Annotated in this window: 15 protein-coding genes; 1 reads left to right on the top strand and 14 read right to left on the bottom strand. The window is 67.2% G+C overall.

Features of this window, described 5'->3' with window-relative positions:
- Positions 1-88 precede the first annotated feature (88 nt).
- The 9 genes from G6N28_RS17475 to G6N28_RS17435 all read right to left on the bottom strand — a co-directional run bounded on the left by G6N28_RS17475 (position 89) and on the right by G6N28_RS17435 (position 9,336).
- Positions 89-1,231, bottom strand: a complete 1,143-nt coding sequence (locus G6N28_RS17475) for an acyl-CoA dehydrogenase family protein (protein WP_163902393.1) — start codon at positions 1,229-1,231, stop codon at positions 89-91.
- A 7-nt stretch (positions 1,232-1,238) separates the two neighbouring features.
- Positions 1,239-2,036 carry a crotonase/enoyl-CoA hydratase family protein gene (locus tag G6N28_RS17470; RefSeq protein ID WP_163902391.1) on the bottom strand — a complete coding sequence of 266 codons (798 nt, stop codon included), beginning with the start codon at positions 2,034-2,036 and terminating at the stop codon, positions 1,239-1,241.
- Positions 2,033-3,178: a thiolase family protein gene (locus G6N28_RS17465; protein WP_163902389.1), complete on the bottom strand. Its 1,146-nt coding sequence runs from the start codon at positions 3,176-3,178 to the stop codon at positions 2,033-2,035. Before G6N28_RS17465 ends, G6N28_RS17470 begins: the two co-directional genes overlap by 4 nt.
- A gap of 118 nt (positions 3,179-3,296) precedes the next feature.
- Entirely contained in the window at positions 3,297-5,060 is a 1,764-nt protein-coding gene (locus tag G6N28_RS17460; RefSeq protein WP_163902387.1) for a DUF3556 domain-containing protein, read from the bottom strand.
- Between the two features lie 144 nt (positions 5,061-5,204).
- Positions 5,205-5,735 (bottom strand): DoxX family protein, encoded by a 531-nt coding sequence (locus G6N28_RS17455; RefSeq protein WP_163902385.1) that lies wholly within the window; start codon positions 5,733-5,735, stop codon positions 5,205-5,207.
- Between the two features lie 39 nt (positions 5,736-5,774).
- Positions 5,775-7,037 (bottom strand): wax ester/triacylglycerol synthase domain-containing protein, encoded by a 1,263-nt coding sequence (locus G6N28_RS17450; RefSeq protein WP_163902382.1) that lies wholly within the window; start codon positions 7,035-7,037, stop codon positions 5,775-5,777.
- Between the two features lie 3 nt (positions 7,038-7,040).
- The gene (locus tag G6N28_RS17445) at positions 7,041-7,949 is read right to left on the bottom strand and encodes an alpha/beta fold hydrolase (protein ID WP_163902380.1); all 909 of its coding nucleotides are present in this window, start codon (positions 7,947-7,949) and stop codon (positions 7,041-7,043) included.
- A complete protein-coding gene (locus G6N28_RS17440) occupies positions 7,949-8,665 on the bottom strand; it encodes an Rv1363c family protein (RefSeq protein ID WP_163902378.1) in 717 nt (238 codons plus the stop codon). Before G6N28_RS17440 ends, G6N28_RS17445 begins: the two co-directional genes overlap by 1 nt.
- Positions 8,662-9,336, bottom strand: coding sequence for an Rv1363c family protein (locus G6N28_RS17435; protein WP_163902376.1), 675 nt, complete (start codon positions 9,334-9,336; stop codon positions 8,662-8,664). Before G6N28_RS17435 ends, G6N28_RS17440 begins: the two co-directional genes overlap by 4 nt.
- Positions 9,337-9,537: 201 nt before the next feature.
- On the opposite strand from G6N28_RS17435, the gene G6N28_RS17430 reads away from it, so the two are divergent.
- Positions 9,538-10,329, top strand: coding sequence for a FadR/GntR family transcriptional regulator (locus G6N28_RS17430; protein ID WP_064891384.1), 792 nt, complete (start codon positions 9,538-9,540; stop codon positions 10,327-10,329).
- A gap of 99 nt (positions 10,330-10,428) precedes the next feature.
- On the opposite strand, the gene G6N28_RS17425 is transcribed toward G6N28_RS17430, so the two are convergent.
- The 5 genes from G6N28_RS17425 to G6N28_RS17405 are packed head-to-tail and all read right to left on the bottom strand — an operon-like array spanning position 10,429 to position 16,780.
- Positions 10,429-11,925 (bottom strand): MCE family protein, encoded by a 1,497-nt coding sequence (locus G6N28_RS17425; protein WP_163902374.1) that lies wholly within the window; start codon positions 11,923-11,925, stop codon positions 10,429-10,431.
- 1 nt (position 11,926) lies between these two features.
- Complete coding sequence (locus G6N28_RS17420; RefSeq protein WP_163906356.1) at positions 11,927-13,078, bottom strand: MCE family protein; 1,152 nt, start codon at positions 13,076-13,078, stop codon at positions 11,927-11,929.
- A complete protein-coding gene (locus G6N28_RS17415; RefSeq protein WP_163902372.1) occupies positions 13,078-14,403 on the bottom strand; it encodes a virulence factor Mce family protein in 1,326 nt (441 codons plus the stop codon). Before G6N28_RS17415 ends, G6N28_RS17420 begins: the two co-directional genes overlap by 1 nt.
- On the bottom strand, positions 14,400-15,752 hold the full coding sequence (locus tag G6N28_RS17410) for an MCE family protein (protein WP_163902370.1): 1,353 nt from the start codon (positions 15,750-15,752) through the stop codon (positions 14,400-14,402). Before G6N28_RS17410 ends, G6N28_RS17415 begins: the two co-directional genes overlap by 4 nt.
- The gene (locus G6N28_RS17405) at positions 15,749-16,780 is read right to left on the bottom strand and encodes a virulence factor Mce family protein (RefSeq protein ID WP_163906354.1); all 1,032 of its coding nucleotides are present in this window, start codon (positions 16,778-16,780) and stop codon (positions 15,749-15,751) included. Before G6N28_RS17405 ends, G6N28_RS17410 begins: the two co-directional genes overlap by 4 nt.
- Positions 16,781-16,792 lie beyond the last annotated feature (12 nt).

The following is a 16,792-nucleotide window of genomic DNA, read 5'->3' as shown; positions in this document are numbered from 1 at the left end:
CGCTTTCTCGCCCGTTGTTTCGCCCAAAGGGACAAACGGGCGGGAAAGCGCGAGTAGAACTCGCCAAAACGTCGATCTCGGCGTGGGGTTACAGGCCGAGGTCGCGGCCGATGATCTCCTTCATGATCTCGGTCGTGCCGCCGAAGATCGTCTGGATGCGCACGTCGACGTAATCGCGGGCGACCTTGTACTCGTTCATGTAGCCGTAGCCGCCGTGCAGCTGCACACAGTGGTCGACCACGCGCTTGCCGAGCTCGGTGCACCACCATTTGGCCTTGGCCGCCTCCACGGCGGTCAGCTCACCGTCGACGACGGCGCGCAGGCACCGGTCGATGTACTGCTCGGCGATCTCGAGCTCGGTGTCCATCTCGGCCATCACGAACCGGTTGTGCTGGAAGCTGCCGATCGGCTGCCCGAAAGCCTTGCGGTCCTTGACATATTGCAGCGTCTCGTCGAATGTTGCGCGCGCACCGGCGATGGCGGCGACGGCGATCGACAACCGTTCTGAGGGCAGGTTCGCCATCAGATGGTAGAAGCCGCGCCCCTCGGTGCCGAGCAGGTTCTTGCCGGGCACCCGCACGTTTTCGAAGTGCAGCTCGGCGGTGTCGGCGGCGTGCAGCCCCATCTTGTCGAGCTTGCGGCCGCGCTCGAAGCCGTCCATGCCGCGCTCGACGACCAGCAGCGAGAAACCCTTGTGCCCGGCGTCGGGGTCGGTGCGGGCCACCACGATGACGAGGTCGCTGTTGATGCCCGCGGAGATGAAGGTCTTGGAGCCGTTGAGGATCCAGTCGTCGCCGTCGCGCACGGCCGTGGTCTTGATGCCCGCCAGGTCGCTGCCGGCGCCGGGCTCGGTCATCGCGATGGCGCCGATGAGCTCACCGCTGATGTACCCGGGCAGCCAGCGCTGCTTCTGCTCCTCGTTGGCCAGCGACGCGAAATAGGGCCCGACGATGTCGTTCTGCAGGCTCAGCCCCGGGGTGGCCGGGCCGAACTTCGCCAACTCCTCGACGATGACAGCGTTGAACCGGAAGTCGTCGACACCGCCACCGCCGTACTCCTCGGGCATGTTGAACCCGATGAGTCCGTATTTGCCTGCGGCAGCATAGGCTTCGCGCGCGACCAGCCGGTCCTTCTCCCACTGCTCGGCATAGGGCGCGCATTCCTTCTCCAGAAACTGTCGCGCCGTCTCGCGCAGCTGCTCGTGCTCGGGTTCGAAAACCAGTCGTTTCATGCTCTGCTTACTTTGCTTTCCATACGGGCTGGCGCTTCTCGGCGAAGGCCAGCGGTCCTTCTTTGGCGTCCTCGGAGCGGATCACGGTGGAGATCTCGCGCATGGTTCTGGTCCACCCCGGTTCGTCACCGACGATCACTCCGTCGTCGACGCCCATCGCGACGCGCTTGCTTGCCCACACGGCAAGCGGTGCGTTACACGTAATCCGTTCGGCCAGAACCAATGCCGCGTCGACGGCGGTGCCGTCGGGCACGACCTGGTTGATCAACCCCCACTTCAGCGCGTCGGCCGAAGTCATCGGTTCACCGGTGAACAACAACTCCATCGCCACCTTGCGGGGCAGGTGATCGACGATCCGGAAGACCCCGCCGGCCGCGGCGATCAGCCCGCGCTTGACCTCCGGCAGGCCGAACTGCGCGCGCTCCTCTGCCACCACCAGGTCGCTGGCCAGCGCCAGTTCGGTGCCCCCGCCCAGCGCGGTGCCGTTGACCGCGGCGATCGTCGGCTTGTCGATGTAGTGGCGGACGTAGCCGGCGAATCCCCATTCGGGGTGGTCGGGGTGAAAGAGGTTCTCCCGTCGCGAGATCGCCTTGAGATCAGCTCCGGCACAAAACGATTCGCCGGCGCCGGTGAGCACGACTGCACGCACCTCGGGATCGTCGTGCGCCTGCTGCAACGCGTCGCCGACGGCGGTGCTCACCGCGCTGTTGACGGCGTTGCGCGCCTCCGGGCGGTTGATCGTGATCAGGAGGACGTTGCCCCGTCGCTCGGTCAGCGCGGCGGGGCTGGTCACCGCATCGGTCACAGCAGCTCGAGGATGGTGGCGTTGGCCTGACCGCCGCCCTCACACATGGTCTGCAGGCCGTAGCGAATGCCCTTGTCGCGCATGTGGTAGAGCATCGTGGTCATGATCCGTGCGCCGGAGCCGCCGAGCGGATGGCCCAGCGCGATCGCGCCGCCGTTGGGGTTGAGCTTCTTCTCGTCGGCGCCGATGTCCTTCAGCCACGCCAACGGGACCGGGGCGAACGCCTCGTTGACCTCGAACACGCCGATCTCGTCGAGCGAAAGGCCCGACTTCTTCAGCGCCTTCTGGGTGGCCGGGATCGGCGCGGTCAGCATGATCACCGGGTCGGCGCCGGCGAGCGTGGCGGTGTGCACCCGCGCGATCGGCTTCAGACCCAACGACTTGGCCTTCTCGGCCGACATGAACAGCAGCGCGGCCGAGCCGTCGGAGATCTGCGAGGAGTTGCCGGCGTGAATCACGCCGTCCTCCTTGAACGCCGGCTTGAGCTGACCCATCTTCTCCAGCGTGGTGCCCCGACGGATGCCCTCGTCCTTGAGCACCGGGTTGCCGTCCTGGTCCTTGATCGCCACGATCTGGTCGTCGAACGCGCCCGCATCCTGCGCGGCGGCGGCCTTCTCGTGCGAGTCCAGCGAGAACTGGTCCAGCGCGGTGCGGTCGAAGCCCCACTGCTCGGCGATCATCTCCGCACCGATGCCCTGGTTGGGGGTCTGGCTGTAGCGGTTGCGGAACGCCTCGGGGTAGGGGTGTCCGCCGTTGGCCAACGACGACCCCATCGGCGTGCGCGACATAGACTCCACACCGCCCGCGACAACCACGTCGTAGTGGCCGGCGATCACACTCGCCGCGGCGAAGTGCACCGACTGCTGGCTCGAGCCGCACTGCCGGTCAACGGTCACGCCTGGCACGCTCTCGGGCCAGCCGGCGGCCAGCACCGCGGTGCGCGCGATGTCGAGCGCCTGCTCGCCGGCCTGCATGACACAGCCCCAGATGACGTCCTCGACAATCGCGGGATCGACGCCCGCGCGCTCCACCAGCCCGTTGAGCACCTGCGCGGACAACTCACCGGGATGGATCCCCGACAACCCGCCGTTACGCTTGCCGACGGGCGACCGTACGGCCTCGACGATGACGGCTTCAGCCATGACACTTCTCCTTCGAAGTTCGATGTTGGTCCCACGCAGGGCTCACCCCTGAACCGGGTCACCCCTGAACGTAAACGAACAAGGTTTACTAGGTCAACCTACTGGTTGGTAGTTGGGCCTAGTGCGCGGGGTCGCGATCCGCCCGCGGTGCGGCGGGGTCCGACCGCGTCACATGCACGGGGACGGTGTCGTCCCAGGGCTGGCGGGTCACCATGTCGGCGACCCTGACGAAACCCCGTTCGAACTCGCCCGTCGCCGCGTCGACGAGCCGGTACTGCTGGGTCTGGCGGTGGATGGGTTGTGCGTCGATCAGCACGACGCGAACCTCGCCGGGCTCGAAGTGGCAGCGCTCCTGAAGGGCGGCGATGAGCTGTTCGTTGTGCATGTGGCCGTCGCCGAAGTTCCAGCCGATCGCGGTGGAGCAGATGCGTTCGCCGTCGGTCAGCACGTAGTCGTCCTCGTTGTGTCCGGCCATCGCGCGGTGCGCGAGGGTGAACATCGCGCGGCCGTGAGTGTTGAAGGCGCGGAACGCATATCCCATGTAGAGGTACATCTGCGCGGTCTCGGGGCTGCCGTAGTAGCGCTCCATCTGCGCCTGCGGCATGCTCGCGATCGAAACGATGCCGTTCTCGAGTTTCTCGCTGGCCGACGGCGTCATGCACCACAGCCCGGTGTCCCAGTTGCCCGCGTAGTAGCGCATGCCCGGAAGGAAGGAAACCTTGCGCGGGAACAGGTTTCCCAACGCGACGGTGGTGGCGAGGACCGCGAACAACACGATCGGCCACGGACTCTGCAGATCGCCCAGGCCTATCCCGGCGTGCCCGACGAACAGTGCCAGCACCGAGAAGATCATGAAGACGTTCCATTCCAGCGGCACGCCCATCGGGATCGCCGACAGGATGCCGAAGTGGAAGCACACCATGACGAACGCGGCGATCGCCGTGGGCCAGCCGCCGTGGGAGAAGAACAGCACGAGCGGCACCAGGCCCTCGATGGCGGTGCTGACATGCGCGAGCCAACGCGACAGCCGGCCCGGCCGCAGATCGTCCGGAAAGCGTTCGAAGAACCTGCGTTTGATCCACCGCGGCCGGATCACCGGGTTGTTGCTCATCATCGTCGAGATGACGAACGGGAAGTGCTTGTTGAGCTTGGACACCGCGGCGCCGAGCCAGATCACCAGGAGAACCAACTTGGCGCCCAGGATGATGTCGGCGCCCGCGAACAGGAAACACACCGCCAGCGAGGCGTACACCTCGCCGCGGGCGGCCAGAAAGACCACCTTGTCGCGTAGGCCCAGCACCGCGAGGATGCCGAGGATCGCCCAGATCTGCCAGACCGGCAGCACGCCCACCTCCGTGCCCAGCTCGGGGATCGGGCCGGTGCCGTCGGAGAACAGCGCCACGACAAGCATCACCAGCAGCGCGGCGTACAGCAGTGCGTCAACCGGGGTGCGTCTGGTGCCCTTGGTCATCGGGATCCGCTGCGGCCACGGCGGCAGCCGAATCGTGTTGGGCCGCAACCAATACAGGATCGAACCCATCGGCGGAAAGAACCGGTTGTTCAGCGGGCCGAAGCCGCATCCGAGACCGACCACCTCGAACAGCATCGTGTAGAGCACGACCTTCTCGAACACGATCGGTTCGGCATACCAGGAGGCGACGTTGGTGAACCCGTCGATGCCGGCGGTGGTGAGCACGGCGAGCCAACCGCCGAGGATGTAGAGCGCGATCTTGGCGACGTAGAACAGGTGCAGCACGACCGGCGTCCCGAAGCCGACTTCGGCCCAGTGCCGCGCCATCGGCACGATCTTCTCGGCGCGGGTGCCCTTGCTCCACTGCTCGAAGTCCTCGATGACCGGTGCGTCCTGTTTCAAGAACCCCATGGCTCAAAGACTAGAACGTGTTCTAGCTTCGCGGTCCGGGTTCGAGACGACCCCGGTTCGCGAAATCTGCGGGAGGGTCGTGGTTGGCGCCCGCTGCGCAGCCCTGCGGCAGATTTCGCCGCAGGGCGTCTGCCCGCGACGGGGTTACTGGGTCTTGGCCGGTGGGCGGTAGAAGATCACCAGCTGGCCGATGCCGCCTGCGAGGCCGAGCCCCAGCGAGATCACCAGCCCCCACCAGCCGTGCAGCAGGTCGGCGAAGCCGGTGTCGCGGAACAGCAGGTAGTCGAGGCTGTACTTGCCGGCGCCGATGGTCGCGACGGCCACCGCCGTCGTCGCCAGGATCAGGTTGTACTCCCAGCCCTCCTTGACGATGAAAAAGCCGTTGGGCCGGTGCACAGTCCAGGCCGCGACCAGCATCAACGCCACAAAACCCGCGGCGGGGATGGGCGTCAACAGCCCGACTGCCAGGCCGATGCCTGCCGCCATCTCCGTGGTGGCGGCGACGCGGGCGTGGAAGGTGCCCGGCTTCATCCCGATGCTCTCGAACCAGCCGGCGGTGCCGGGGATACGTCCGCCGCCGAAGAACTTGTTGTAGCCGTGCGCGGCCATCGTCAGGCCGAGCACCACCCGCAGGAACAGCAACCCGAAGTCCAGTGCCGAGTCGTAAGCAGTCATGCAACAAAACTTAGGCCATGTGTTAACGCCCGCACACCCCTACCGGGCTTCTGCCAACGCCGCCGACAGTCGGTCGACGTAGGCGTTGGCATCGCCGATCGCCGACTCGGCGGCGTGCACGCTGATCGCGATAATGTCCCCGATGCCGTGCACGCCGTGGGTCACGCCCATCATCGGTGACAGGGCCGGATAGCCGGCCGTCATCCGCACCGGCGCGTCACCGAAGCTCAAGTCGGCGGCACCGCGGTTCACGCTGGACACCACGGTGTTGCCGGTGACCGTCGGCGAGCGCAGCGTCGGATCGAATTGCGCCACTCCCCAACGCAGCAGCGCCGCGGGCACCGCCGCCGTTGCGCGGCTTGCGGCCAGCATCGCCGGATGCGCGGCGCGACGACGACGCCGGTCGAGTTCCTCGGCGATCCGTGCGGCCCGCTCGGGATAGGCCAGCTCCGGGTGCAGGTCGACGCCGACGTTGCCGAAGTGGTTGTGCGCGGTCCGGATCCCCGCCTTGGCCATCGGCACTTCGGCGCCTAACCGGGCGGGGTCGTCGCCGAGCTCGCGTAGATGCCCGGACAGTGCTGTCGACACGGCCGCGAGCACCGCGACCGTCACGGTCGGACCCGGTATCTGCGAACGGTGCCGGATCACCGTGCGGATACTGCGAACACCGTCGGGACGCGAATTGCTGCGCAACGCGGGTCGTGAATCCGCTTGTGGGGCAACAAGGCCCGCGTCGGTGTCACGGCTCAACCTGCGGTGGGCCCGCGCGGCGTGATACGCGCGCCACGGCAGGGTGGCGCTCTGCCACCCCGGCCGCGCCGGAACGGCGGGCACCGTCTGGGCGCGCCCGAACAGCAGCGCCGCCAACGCCGAGGACCGGACGCCGTCGCCCAGCACGTGCGCGGCCTGCAACACCGCCACCGTCGCGGCGCCGCCGTCGAACAGCCCGGACACGTCGGGAAGGACATGCAGCCGCCAGGCCAGGTGCCGCGGGTCCAGCTGATCGTCGGCGAGTCCCGCGACCGCGGCCAGGCAATCGCGCCACGACCCCGGTGCCTCGTGCACCACGAACTGCTCGGCGGCCACCGAGCCGCTCACCCATTCAGGATAGCCGAGCTCGCGGTCGCGCACCCGCAGCCGCAGTTCTGGGCAACGATCGGCACGCGCCCGGATCTGCTGCACCGCGCGGCCCAGATCCGCAGGCGCGCCGGCGAAACCGTACAGCAGGAACTGGTCGCTGGGGATCTTCGCCGACATCCAGTACGTCTGCGCGTCGACCGCGGCGAGGTTCCTGGCGGCCATCGGCTAGCCGGACGGGCGCCCTATGAAGTCGACGATATGGCGCGCGACGGCCTCGGGCTGTTCCAGCTGCAGAAAGTGGCCCGCCCGTTCGACCAGCGCCACCGCGCTGCCCTCCGGCAGGACACGTTCGACCCAGTGGGCGTAATCGGCTGAGGCGCAACCGTCGCCGAGGCCGTGCAGGTACAGCGTCGGCATCCGCGGCGCCGACAGCCAGTGACTGTGCAGCTCGGCATATTGCGCGGGCGGCTTGGTGTTGCGCACCGCGGCGCGGTAGTAGCCGAGCGCCGCGCGCCACCGGTCGGGGGCGCCGATGGCCTCCTCGACATGGCGCACATCCTCGTCGGCCCGATATCCGGGCGACCACTGACGCCATAACCTCGGCACCACCCACTTCGCGGAACGCTCTGGAAGCCAAGGCAATTGGAAGTACATGATGTACCAACTGCGCAGCAGCTGGCGGGGTATCTGCGTGGCGAGGCGTCCCGCGTCCGGCACCCTGCCCAGCGGTTGGAACGACGCCGGCATCGGCACCGACATGATCACGGCCTTGGTGAACGGGCTGTCGGGCATCGCCGCCAGACCGGCGCCGGCGATCGCGCCCCAGTCGTGGCCGATGAACACGTCACGGCCGGTCGGCCCCGCGGCGTCGAGCACCCGAAGCGCGTCGTCCATCAGCGCGCCGATGTGGTAGCTGCCGTCCGACGCCAGCGACGACGGCGCGTAGCCGCGCATGAACGGCGCGACCACCCGCCAGCCCGCGTCCACCAGCAGCGGTGCGACCTTGCGCCACCCGTGGGCCGTGTCGGGAAAGCCGTGCAGGCACAACGCGATCGGCGCGTCCGGCGGCCCCCACGTCAGCACGCGCAGCGTCACGCCGGGTGCCGCCACGTCGATGAAGCCGGGCTCGTCCACTAGACGGGGTCGAATTGCGAGATCAGCCAGCGGTCGCCGACCTTGTCCAACCCGACGCGCACGCTCGACGCCGTGTCGGTGGGGGCGTCCTGCCCGACGACCACCGTCTGGTTGACGAACACCAGCACCACGGCGTGGTTCGGGTCGGCCGACACCGAGGCGGCCGCGGGAACCGTGGCCACCGCGGAGATCTGCTTCTCCTTGGCGCCCGGGATCACCACGTCGTTGATCAACGATGTGTACGACTCACGGAACTCGCCGGTCAGCAGGTCGCGCGCGTCGTTGAGCTGTTGATCGACGGACTCGGGTTTGTAGGACAGCATCGCGATGGTGCTGTCCTTGGCCGTCTGCACCGACTCGATGCGGGCGGTTTCGGCGTTGGCGACCGAGTCGTGCTGCCACTTGAAGAAGCCCGCGGCGATGGCGAGCACCAGGGCCAGCCCGGGCAGAATGCCGTAGGCCAGCACCCGGGACCAGTCGATGCGTCGCGTGCTGTCGGAAGCGGGTTCGGAGTCCTCGGCGGCTTCGGGCTCGTCGGCCGCGACCGGCTCCTCGGTCGCCACCGTCTCCTGCCCCGACTCGGCCGCCGCCGTCTCCTCGGCCGCCGACTCGGTGCCGTCGGCCTGCTGCGTCTCCGTCGTGGCCTCCGGCTCGTCGACCTTCTCGTCGTCGGCTCCGGTGCTGTCGCTGCCCTTGGGCATCCTGTGCCGGCTCACGGTACGAACTCCACGTTGGACACCTTTGCTTCGTCGTCGATCTTCTGCACCGTGATGCGCATTCGCCACGCCCGCGGCTGCTGCTCCGGTGCGCCCGCGTTGCTCGTGTTGACGGTCACCGCCACCAGCACCTGGCCCTCGTTGTCGGACTCGGACTCCAGGCCCGCCTCGGTGACTTCGCCCTCCGACTTCGACTGTGCCTGCTTGACGACCTCGATGAACGGCTGCGATCGCTGCTGGAAGTCGTCGTAGAACGTGCCGGTGGCCGAGTCCAGGATGCGCTGCACGTCGGCCTCGGCGCTCTCCCAGTCGATCGTCGTGAGGTTCAGCGCGCCCTGGCGGCCCACCTGCACGAACAGGTTGCGCAGATCCTCGGCCTGCTTCGCCTGATAGGCCTGGTAGCCCAGCCAGCCGACGAGTCCGCCCAGCCCCAGGACAAGGACCACGCCGAGGATCGTCGCCAGCCGCACGTGAGACATCCGCGGCTTGGCGTCCGAGGCCTCAACGGCGTCATCCTCGCCGGTGGCGGCGTCATCCTCGCCGGTGGCGGCGTCGTAGTCCTCCCCCTCCTCGCCGACGTCGGGGTCGACCTTCACCGAGGTCTCTTCGGCTGGTTCTTCTGACGTCGAGTCGTCCGGTTTCCCGGCAGTAGGGTTCGGATCGTCTGCCATTAGGTTCCTCTGCGGGCCTGGTCGGGTCGGGCGGGTCGGCTCCAACTTACGTGCTCGGACACCATATCGTCGGAGCCCGATAGTCCAGGGAACATCACTATCAAATCGGATTCCGGTTTCCACCCCGTTTGCGGCAAACCGCGCTCCACGAACCGACATGGTTTACTGAGTGTTACAACTGAGCACCGAGGAGGGACCGCGGTGTCACGACGTGAACCGCTCGCGCCGATGATTTCGCCCGATGTGGCGCCGGGGGCCGTCCGGTCGCCCAAGACGGCCGAGCTGGTGGCGCGGACACTTCGACGCATGGTCGTCGAGGGCCAGTTGAAAGACGGTGACTTCCTGCCGCACGAGGCCGAACTGATGGCCCATTTCCAGGTCAGCCGACCGACCTTGCGCGAAGCGGTCCGCGTGCTGGAATCCGAACGGCTCGTCGAGGTCCGTCGCGGCTCACGCACGGGTGCCCGGGTTCGGGTCCCGGGAGCGGAGATCGTCGCGCGCCCCGCCGCGCTGCTGCTCGCCTTGTCCGGCACCACGCTCGCCGACGTGCTGACGGCGCGCACGGCGATCGAGCCGCCGGCGGCCAAGCTGCTGGCCCAGGACGGTACCGCCGAGGCGCACCGGGAACTCCGGGAGCTGGTCGACGACATACCGCGGGCGTGGAAAGCCGGCACGTTGGCGACGGCCACGGCGCGCCTGCACCGTCGCATGGTCGAGCTCTCGGGCAATGCGACGCTCGGCATGATCGCGGGCATGCTGCACGAGATCGATGAAAGACACACCGCGGCAGCACTTCTCGGAGCCGATAACAAGGTCGTGATGGCCGAGGCGGAGTTCTCGAAGATGCTCAAGTCCTACCGCAAGCTGGCCGACCTGGTGGAAGCCCGCAAGGGCGACGCGGCGGAGTCGCACTGGCGTCGGCATATGGAGGTGGCCGGCGCGGCGATGCTTCGGGGCCACGAGAAGACCCGCGTCCGCGACATCATGGATTAGCGCGGGCCAGCCACCGGCCACCTCCGCGCGAGTGTGGGGTTGTGTCACGCGCGTTGCGCTCGGGGCGTGCGGGTAACCCACGTTCGGCGCAAAGGGATGTCAGTTGCCAGGCGGCACCAGCAGCGACTGCCACGTCTGCTCCGACCCGTCCCGCGCCAGGTTGGACTGCGTGTAGACGCGGCCATCCGGACCGACGTACTTCCCGGACGCCGGGTCGTATTCGGCGGCCGCGACGGGCAGCGGCGGCGTACCCGGCGGAGGGGGCGTGACGGCGACCGGGACATCCGGCGGCACATGCGGAATGGGCTGGCCGGACAGCGTCGCGTTGGGGTCGCCCTTCCAGTTGTAGCCGTCGTTGAGCGGCACGTACTGCTCATCGCTCTCGCACATCTGCCACGTCGGGGCGCGCTTGCCCGGGACGGTGACGCACGGCAGGTTGCGGGCGCCACGCACGTTGAACGGCGCATCCTGCGGTGTTCGGCAGTACAGGTCGCCCGTCGGTCGGTCCGGGTAGTCCTCGAAGACCGGCACCCGCTGCTGCTGGGCCGGCAGGAACCCCGTCATGCACGGCGGCGGCAGGTTCTGCGGCGGCAGCGGCAGCGGAGCCGGGAGGGCAGGCAGGATCGCGTTCAGGTTGAAGATCAACGCATCACCCATGTAGTCCTGCTTGGTGCCGCGCTTGTGCACACCCACGGCCTGCGTGACCGCGGTGCCCTGCGGCAACAACACCAGAAACTGCTCGAGGCTCGGCTGATACGCCAGCGCGACCTCGCCGAGGCTGACCAGGTTGGCCAGCACGATCGGCAGCGTCGGCTGCAGCCGGTCGAACAGGGCGCGCACCTCGTCGGCGGCCCCCGGCCCCTTGGCCAGAATTCCTCTCACAGCCGGATCCTGGTTCTGCAGTTGACCGCTGATGTCCGCCAGATTCGCCGCCCACGCCTGAATCGAGCCTGCGGTGTCGGTCTGGGTGTCGAGCACCGGCTTGGACTGATCGATGAGCGTGAGCAGTGGGTCGAGGTTCTCCCGGGCGTCGACGGCAAGTTCGGCGCTGCCGGTCACCAGGCGGCGCAACTCGGGCCCGAGCCCGCCCACCGCGATATACGCCTCGTCGACGACGGTCCTCAGGTTCTCCTGCGGAATCGCCTGTAGGCCGCGCGCCGTATCGTCGAGGACCGCATTGATATCCGTCGGAACCCTGGTGCGGCCCAACGGGATCACGTCGCCGTCCTTGAGCTCCGGACCTTCGCCGCTACGCGGGAGCAACTGGACGTACTGCTCGCCGACGGCGGACACGCTGTGCACCTCGGCTTCGAGGTCGGCGGGAATCCGGATGCCCGAGTCCAGCGAAAGCACTGCTGCGACACCGGTGTCGGTCAACTCGATGCTTTTCACCTGACCGACCTGCACACCGCGGTAGGTGACGTTGCTCCTCGGATACAGCCCGCCCGTCTCCGGTAATTCGACGGTGACACGGTACTGACCGACGCCGAGGAGGGTGGGGAGCCGCATGTATCCGAAGACCATGATGCCCAACGCGAGGATCGCGATGGCCGAGAAAATCGCCATCTGGATGAGAATCCGCCGGGTCATTCGCATGCTACGGCCCCTGATCCCAGCGGTACGGAGCGACCAACGGGTTGCCGCCTGGTGGCGGCACGTTGTGGTTGCACGGGCTGGGGAACTGGCCGACGGTCCGTCCCCATTGCAGCTCCAACCAGGTCAGGTTGCACTCGAACCGCGTTCCGGTGAAGATCGCCGAATCGATTCTGCTCAACGTCAGGTCGACGACCAACGTCAGGTTCGCGTAGTCGCCGCGCATCCAATTGAGCAATGTCTCCTTGGGGAACGGGAAGGTTGGTAGGAAGCTCAGCGCACGGGTCAGCGCGGGACCGGCGTCGGCCAGTTCCTCCAGCACCACGCCGAGGTCCTTGAGCTCTTGCACCAGAGCCTCTTTGGTTTGGTTGACCGAGTCGGCGGCCAGCGCGCTGAACCGGCCGAGCTGGGTCAGCACCTCGGCCAGGTTCTGCCGCTGATCCCTGAGCACGGCCAGAGCATCGGGAACGGTCCGAAGGGCCTTGTCCACCACCGGCTTCTGCTCGGCGATCTGACCCATCAGATTGTTCAGGCTCTCGGTGGCGTCGATGATGTCCTGCTTCTGGTCATCGAGGTGGCCGATCGCGATGTCGAGCTGCTCGATGAGGCTGCGCAGGTCGTTCTCGCGGCCGGTGAACGCGACGCTCAGGGCCTCGGTGATGTCGTGGATGTTGGCGATCCCGCCCCCGTTGAGCAGCAGCGCGACGGCGGCCAGCGCCTGCTCGGTACTCGGGTACGCGCTCGAGGACTCCAAGGGGATCAGCGAGCCCTCTTTCAGCTTGCCGACCGGCGGAACATCGGTCGGCGGCGCCAATTCGATGTGCAGAGAACCCAACAGGCTGGTCAACCCGAGGCTGGCCGTCGCATTCGCGGGCAGCTCGACGTCACCGTTGAGTTCCATCGTCACCAGCGCATGCCAGCCCTGGCGTTCGATCTTCCGCACGGTGCCGACGTTCACATCCCCGACGCGGACACGGGAGTTCGGCTCGATGTTGTCCACGTCGGGCATCTGAGCCTGGATCGTGAACGCACCCGGCCCGGTGCCCTTGACGCCCGGCAACGGAAGCGAATTCAAGCCCTGCCAGTCGGAGCAACCGGACAACAGCCCGGCCGCCACGAGCACGACCGCTGCCCTACGAAAGATCCTGCGCCGCATCATGGTCCGACTCCCTGAGGCACCATCAGCCCGTGCAGACCGTCGGCCGGATTCGGGGTGATCGGCGCCTCCGCCGGCAGCGGTGGGCCTGCGGCCGGCGGCGGTGCCGCTAAACCTGAGGCCTGCGGCGGTGCAGCGGCCGGAACAGGTTGCGGCGGAATGTAATCGGGCCGCAGCCAGTCCTCGCTGTAGGTCAGCTCGTTCGGTCGTGTCGTGGCACCGGAGAAGACGTTCTGCATGATGGGCAGGAAGTTGTACTGGCGGTTCTTCACGATCGGCGCCAGATACTGCACGCACAGCTTGGCCGACTGCTCGGCGCCCAGCCGGGACGCCGCCTGAATTGCGCCGCACAGGAACGAGATCGGGTTGGCGAAGTTGTTGAGCATCGGCAGGCTGCTCACCGCACCTTGGGCGGGTTGCCAGGTGTTGACGTAGTTTTGCAGCGTGTTGGGCGCCACGTGCAGGAACTGCTTGACGTCGGCGAGGCTGTCGGTCAGCGCCTGGGTGACCCCGGCCAACTTGTCCGACGTGGTGCCAAGCGCTTCGCGGTTGTCGGCGACGAATGTCTGGACTTCTCCGACCACGTTGTTGAGGTCGCGCAGCGCGTCGGCGACTTCGTTGGGATCGTTGGCGAGCAGTCCGGTCACGCTCGCGAGGTTCTGGTTGAGCTGGCGCATCACGTCGGTGCTGTCCTGCAGCGCCGAAACCAGGGTCGCGAGATTCTTGACCGTGGAGAAAATGTCGGTGCTGTGATCGCCCAGGGCTGTCACCGCTTGCGACAGCTTGATAACGGTATCCCTGATGTTGGCGCCTTCACCACGCAGGTTGTCGGCAGTGGTGTTGATGACCGACCCCAACGGGCTCACGTCTCCCGGCTCGGTGGGCTGCAGGGTCTCGGCGAGCCTCTCCAACTGCTGCCGGACCTCGTCCCACTCCACCGGAACGGCGGTGCGCTCCTGCGGGATGACCGTGTCGTCGCCCATCACCGGTCCGCCGGTGTAGGGCGGGGTCAGCTGAATGGCGCGCGCGGTCACCAGCGTCGGCGACAGGATCGCCGCCTTCGCATCGGCCGGCACCTTGTACTTGCTGTCGTACCAGAACGAGATCTTGACTCGCTCGGGCTGCGGTTCGATCGATTCGATCCTGCCCACGGGCACGCCGACGATCGTGACGTCATCGCCGGGGTAGATGCCGTTGGCGTTGTCGAAGTAGGCGACGACGTGTGTGCGGTTGATCCGTTCGACGTTGCGGAACACCACGATTGCACCGCCCGCCAGTATCACGACCAGCGCGACGGCCAACAGGTTCCGGGCGGAGCGCGTCATCGTCCGGCCTCCGCGGGTGCAAGGTGGGCCACGGCACCGGGACCCGGCACCGCCACCGGCGATGGTGTCGGATCCGGGGTCGACTGCATCCCGGCCGGCGCCTCGGCCGGCGGCCCCGGCGGCGGCCCGCCGGGGGCCGGCGCCGGGGGCGGCTCGCGGTACGGATAGCAACCGGGCCCGGGCAACGGCAGACCGGGTAGCCCGCACGCCCGGTCTTCGGGATTACCGGTGATGGCGTCGGGCACGGTCAGCCGCGGCTCTCCGCCTTGACCTGTGCGCGGGAACGGCACCGGCAGCGCCGGTGTCCCCGGCTGACCGACCTGCGGGTCGCTGAGTTCGGATGGCAGTTTCACGTTGGGATCCAGGCCGAGATCGGAGAACGCCGCGTCGATGAACGGCTGCAGGAACTGGCCCGGCAGCAGGTTGGCGACGTAGTTCTTGAAGAACGGCCCGCTCGCCACCGATTCGCCCAGTGACATGACGTAGTCGGTCACCAACTCGAGCGACTTCTGCAGGCGTTCCTTGCGGTTGTCGATGATCGTCAGCACGCCGTTGAGCTTGTCCAGGGCGGGTCGCAGGGTTTCGCGGTTCTCGCCGATGAAACCCTGCAACTGCGCGCTGAGCGCCGAAATGTTGCCGGAGACCTCATCCAGTGCGGCGCTTTGGTTTTCCAGCTCGGCCAGCAGCGCGTTGGTGTTGTTGACCAGGCTCACGATCTGGTTGCTGCGTTCGGCCAGCACCGTGGTGGCCTTGTTGGCGTTGCCGAGCAGACCTCGCAGCTGCGCATCACGTTCGTTCAGCGTGTCGGAGAACCGCGCCACCCCTTCGATCGCGATCTTCAGTTCCGGCGGCGTGTCGGAGAATGTCTCCGACAGCACCCTCAACGAATCCGACAACTGGTCGGTGTTCAGGCCACTGATCGTCGCGGCCAGTTCTCCCAGCGCATCGGGAAGTTCGTAGGGCGACGTCGTGCGATCGAGCGGAATCGTGCCCTCTTGCCGGCCGTCACCGCGGGAGGTGACCTCCAGGATCTTGGTGCCCAGCAGGCCCTCGGTCTTGATCGCCGCTTCGGTGCGATCGCCCAGCCGGATGTCGCTGTCGACGGTGAACGTCACCAGGGCGCGCGGCCCGTCCAATTCGATGGACTTGACCTGGCCGACCTCGAATCCCGAAACACGTACGGCCTTACCGGCTTGCAGCCCGCCCACCTCGGCGAAGTAGGCCGAGTACTCGGTGCCCTGCAGGAACGGCAGTCGGTCGTAGTTCAACGACCCGAGCACGATGCCGACCGTCAACGCCAGCCCTACGGCACCGATGACGGTCTGATTCCGTTCAGAGAAGGACCTCACCTCGGCGCACACCTCCCGGTGGACTGCCCGGCGACTTTTACATAGACCGGTTGGCCGCCCTTGCCGTTGAGCTTGAGCACGATGTCACAGAGATAGAAGTTGAAGAAGTCGCCGTAGAGTCCCTGTCGCGCGAGCGCTTGATGGGCCTCCGGCAGAGTGTTCAGCAGGTTGTCGAAGTACTCGTGGTCAGCCACCACGATTCCGGCGGTGCGGTCGGTCTCCTGGACCGTCTTGCTGAACGGTGGACGAGCCTGATCCAACAGATCGGCGACCGTTCCGGCCGCTTCGTTGGTGTACGCCAGCCCGTTGCTGATGTCCTCTCGGCGCTCAGCCAGCGTTGCCACCAGTTCGTTGAGCGCGTCGACTGCCTTGGCGAACTGCTCGTTCTGGTCGCCGAGGGAGCCCAGCACCACGTTGAGGTTGACGATGACATCCCCGATCAGTCGGTCACGGTCGGCCAGAGTCGTTGTCAGCGCGGCGGTCTGGGCGAGGAACGAGTTGATCGTCGCGCCCTGGCCCTGCAGGGCCTGGATCAGCTGACCCGACAGCGCGTTGACCTGATCGGGATCCAGCGCCCGGAACAGCGGCCGGAAGCCGCCGATCAGCGCGTCGAGGTCGAGCGCAGGAGACGTGCGGGCGAAGGGAATCGTGCCGCCGGGCTCGAGCCTCTTGGTTCCGCCTGCGCCTTCCTCGAGTGCCAGGTAGCGGCCGCCGATGAGGTCGTCGTATCGGATGACGGCCCTGCTGCCCTCGGTCAGCACCACCGACTCGTCCGCGGTGAACTCAACCCGGGCGGTCGTATCGGGTTGGATGGCAACGCTTTTGACACTGCCGACCTCGACGCCGGCGATGCGGACGAAGTCGCCGTTCTCCAGACCGGTGACGTTGGTGAACTCCGCGACATAACTGTTGGCGGCTTCCCCGAAACGCATCTCGCCGAAGACCGCGAACAGTCCGAACACGCCGAGCAGGCACACAGCCAGGAACGCGGCGAGACGCACCGCGTCTCGTCGAACCCTGGCGTTCATGCTGGACATGGC

It is taken from the genome of Mycolicibacterium pulveris, assembly GCF_010725725.1.
GTDB lineage: Bacteria > Actinomycetota > Actinomycetes > Mycobacteriales > Mycobacteriaceae > Mycobacterium > Mycobacterium pulveris.
The sequence above is the reverse complement of the archived record's forward strand: the minus strand, read 5'-3'. Positions and strand labels throughout refer to the sequence as shown.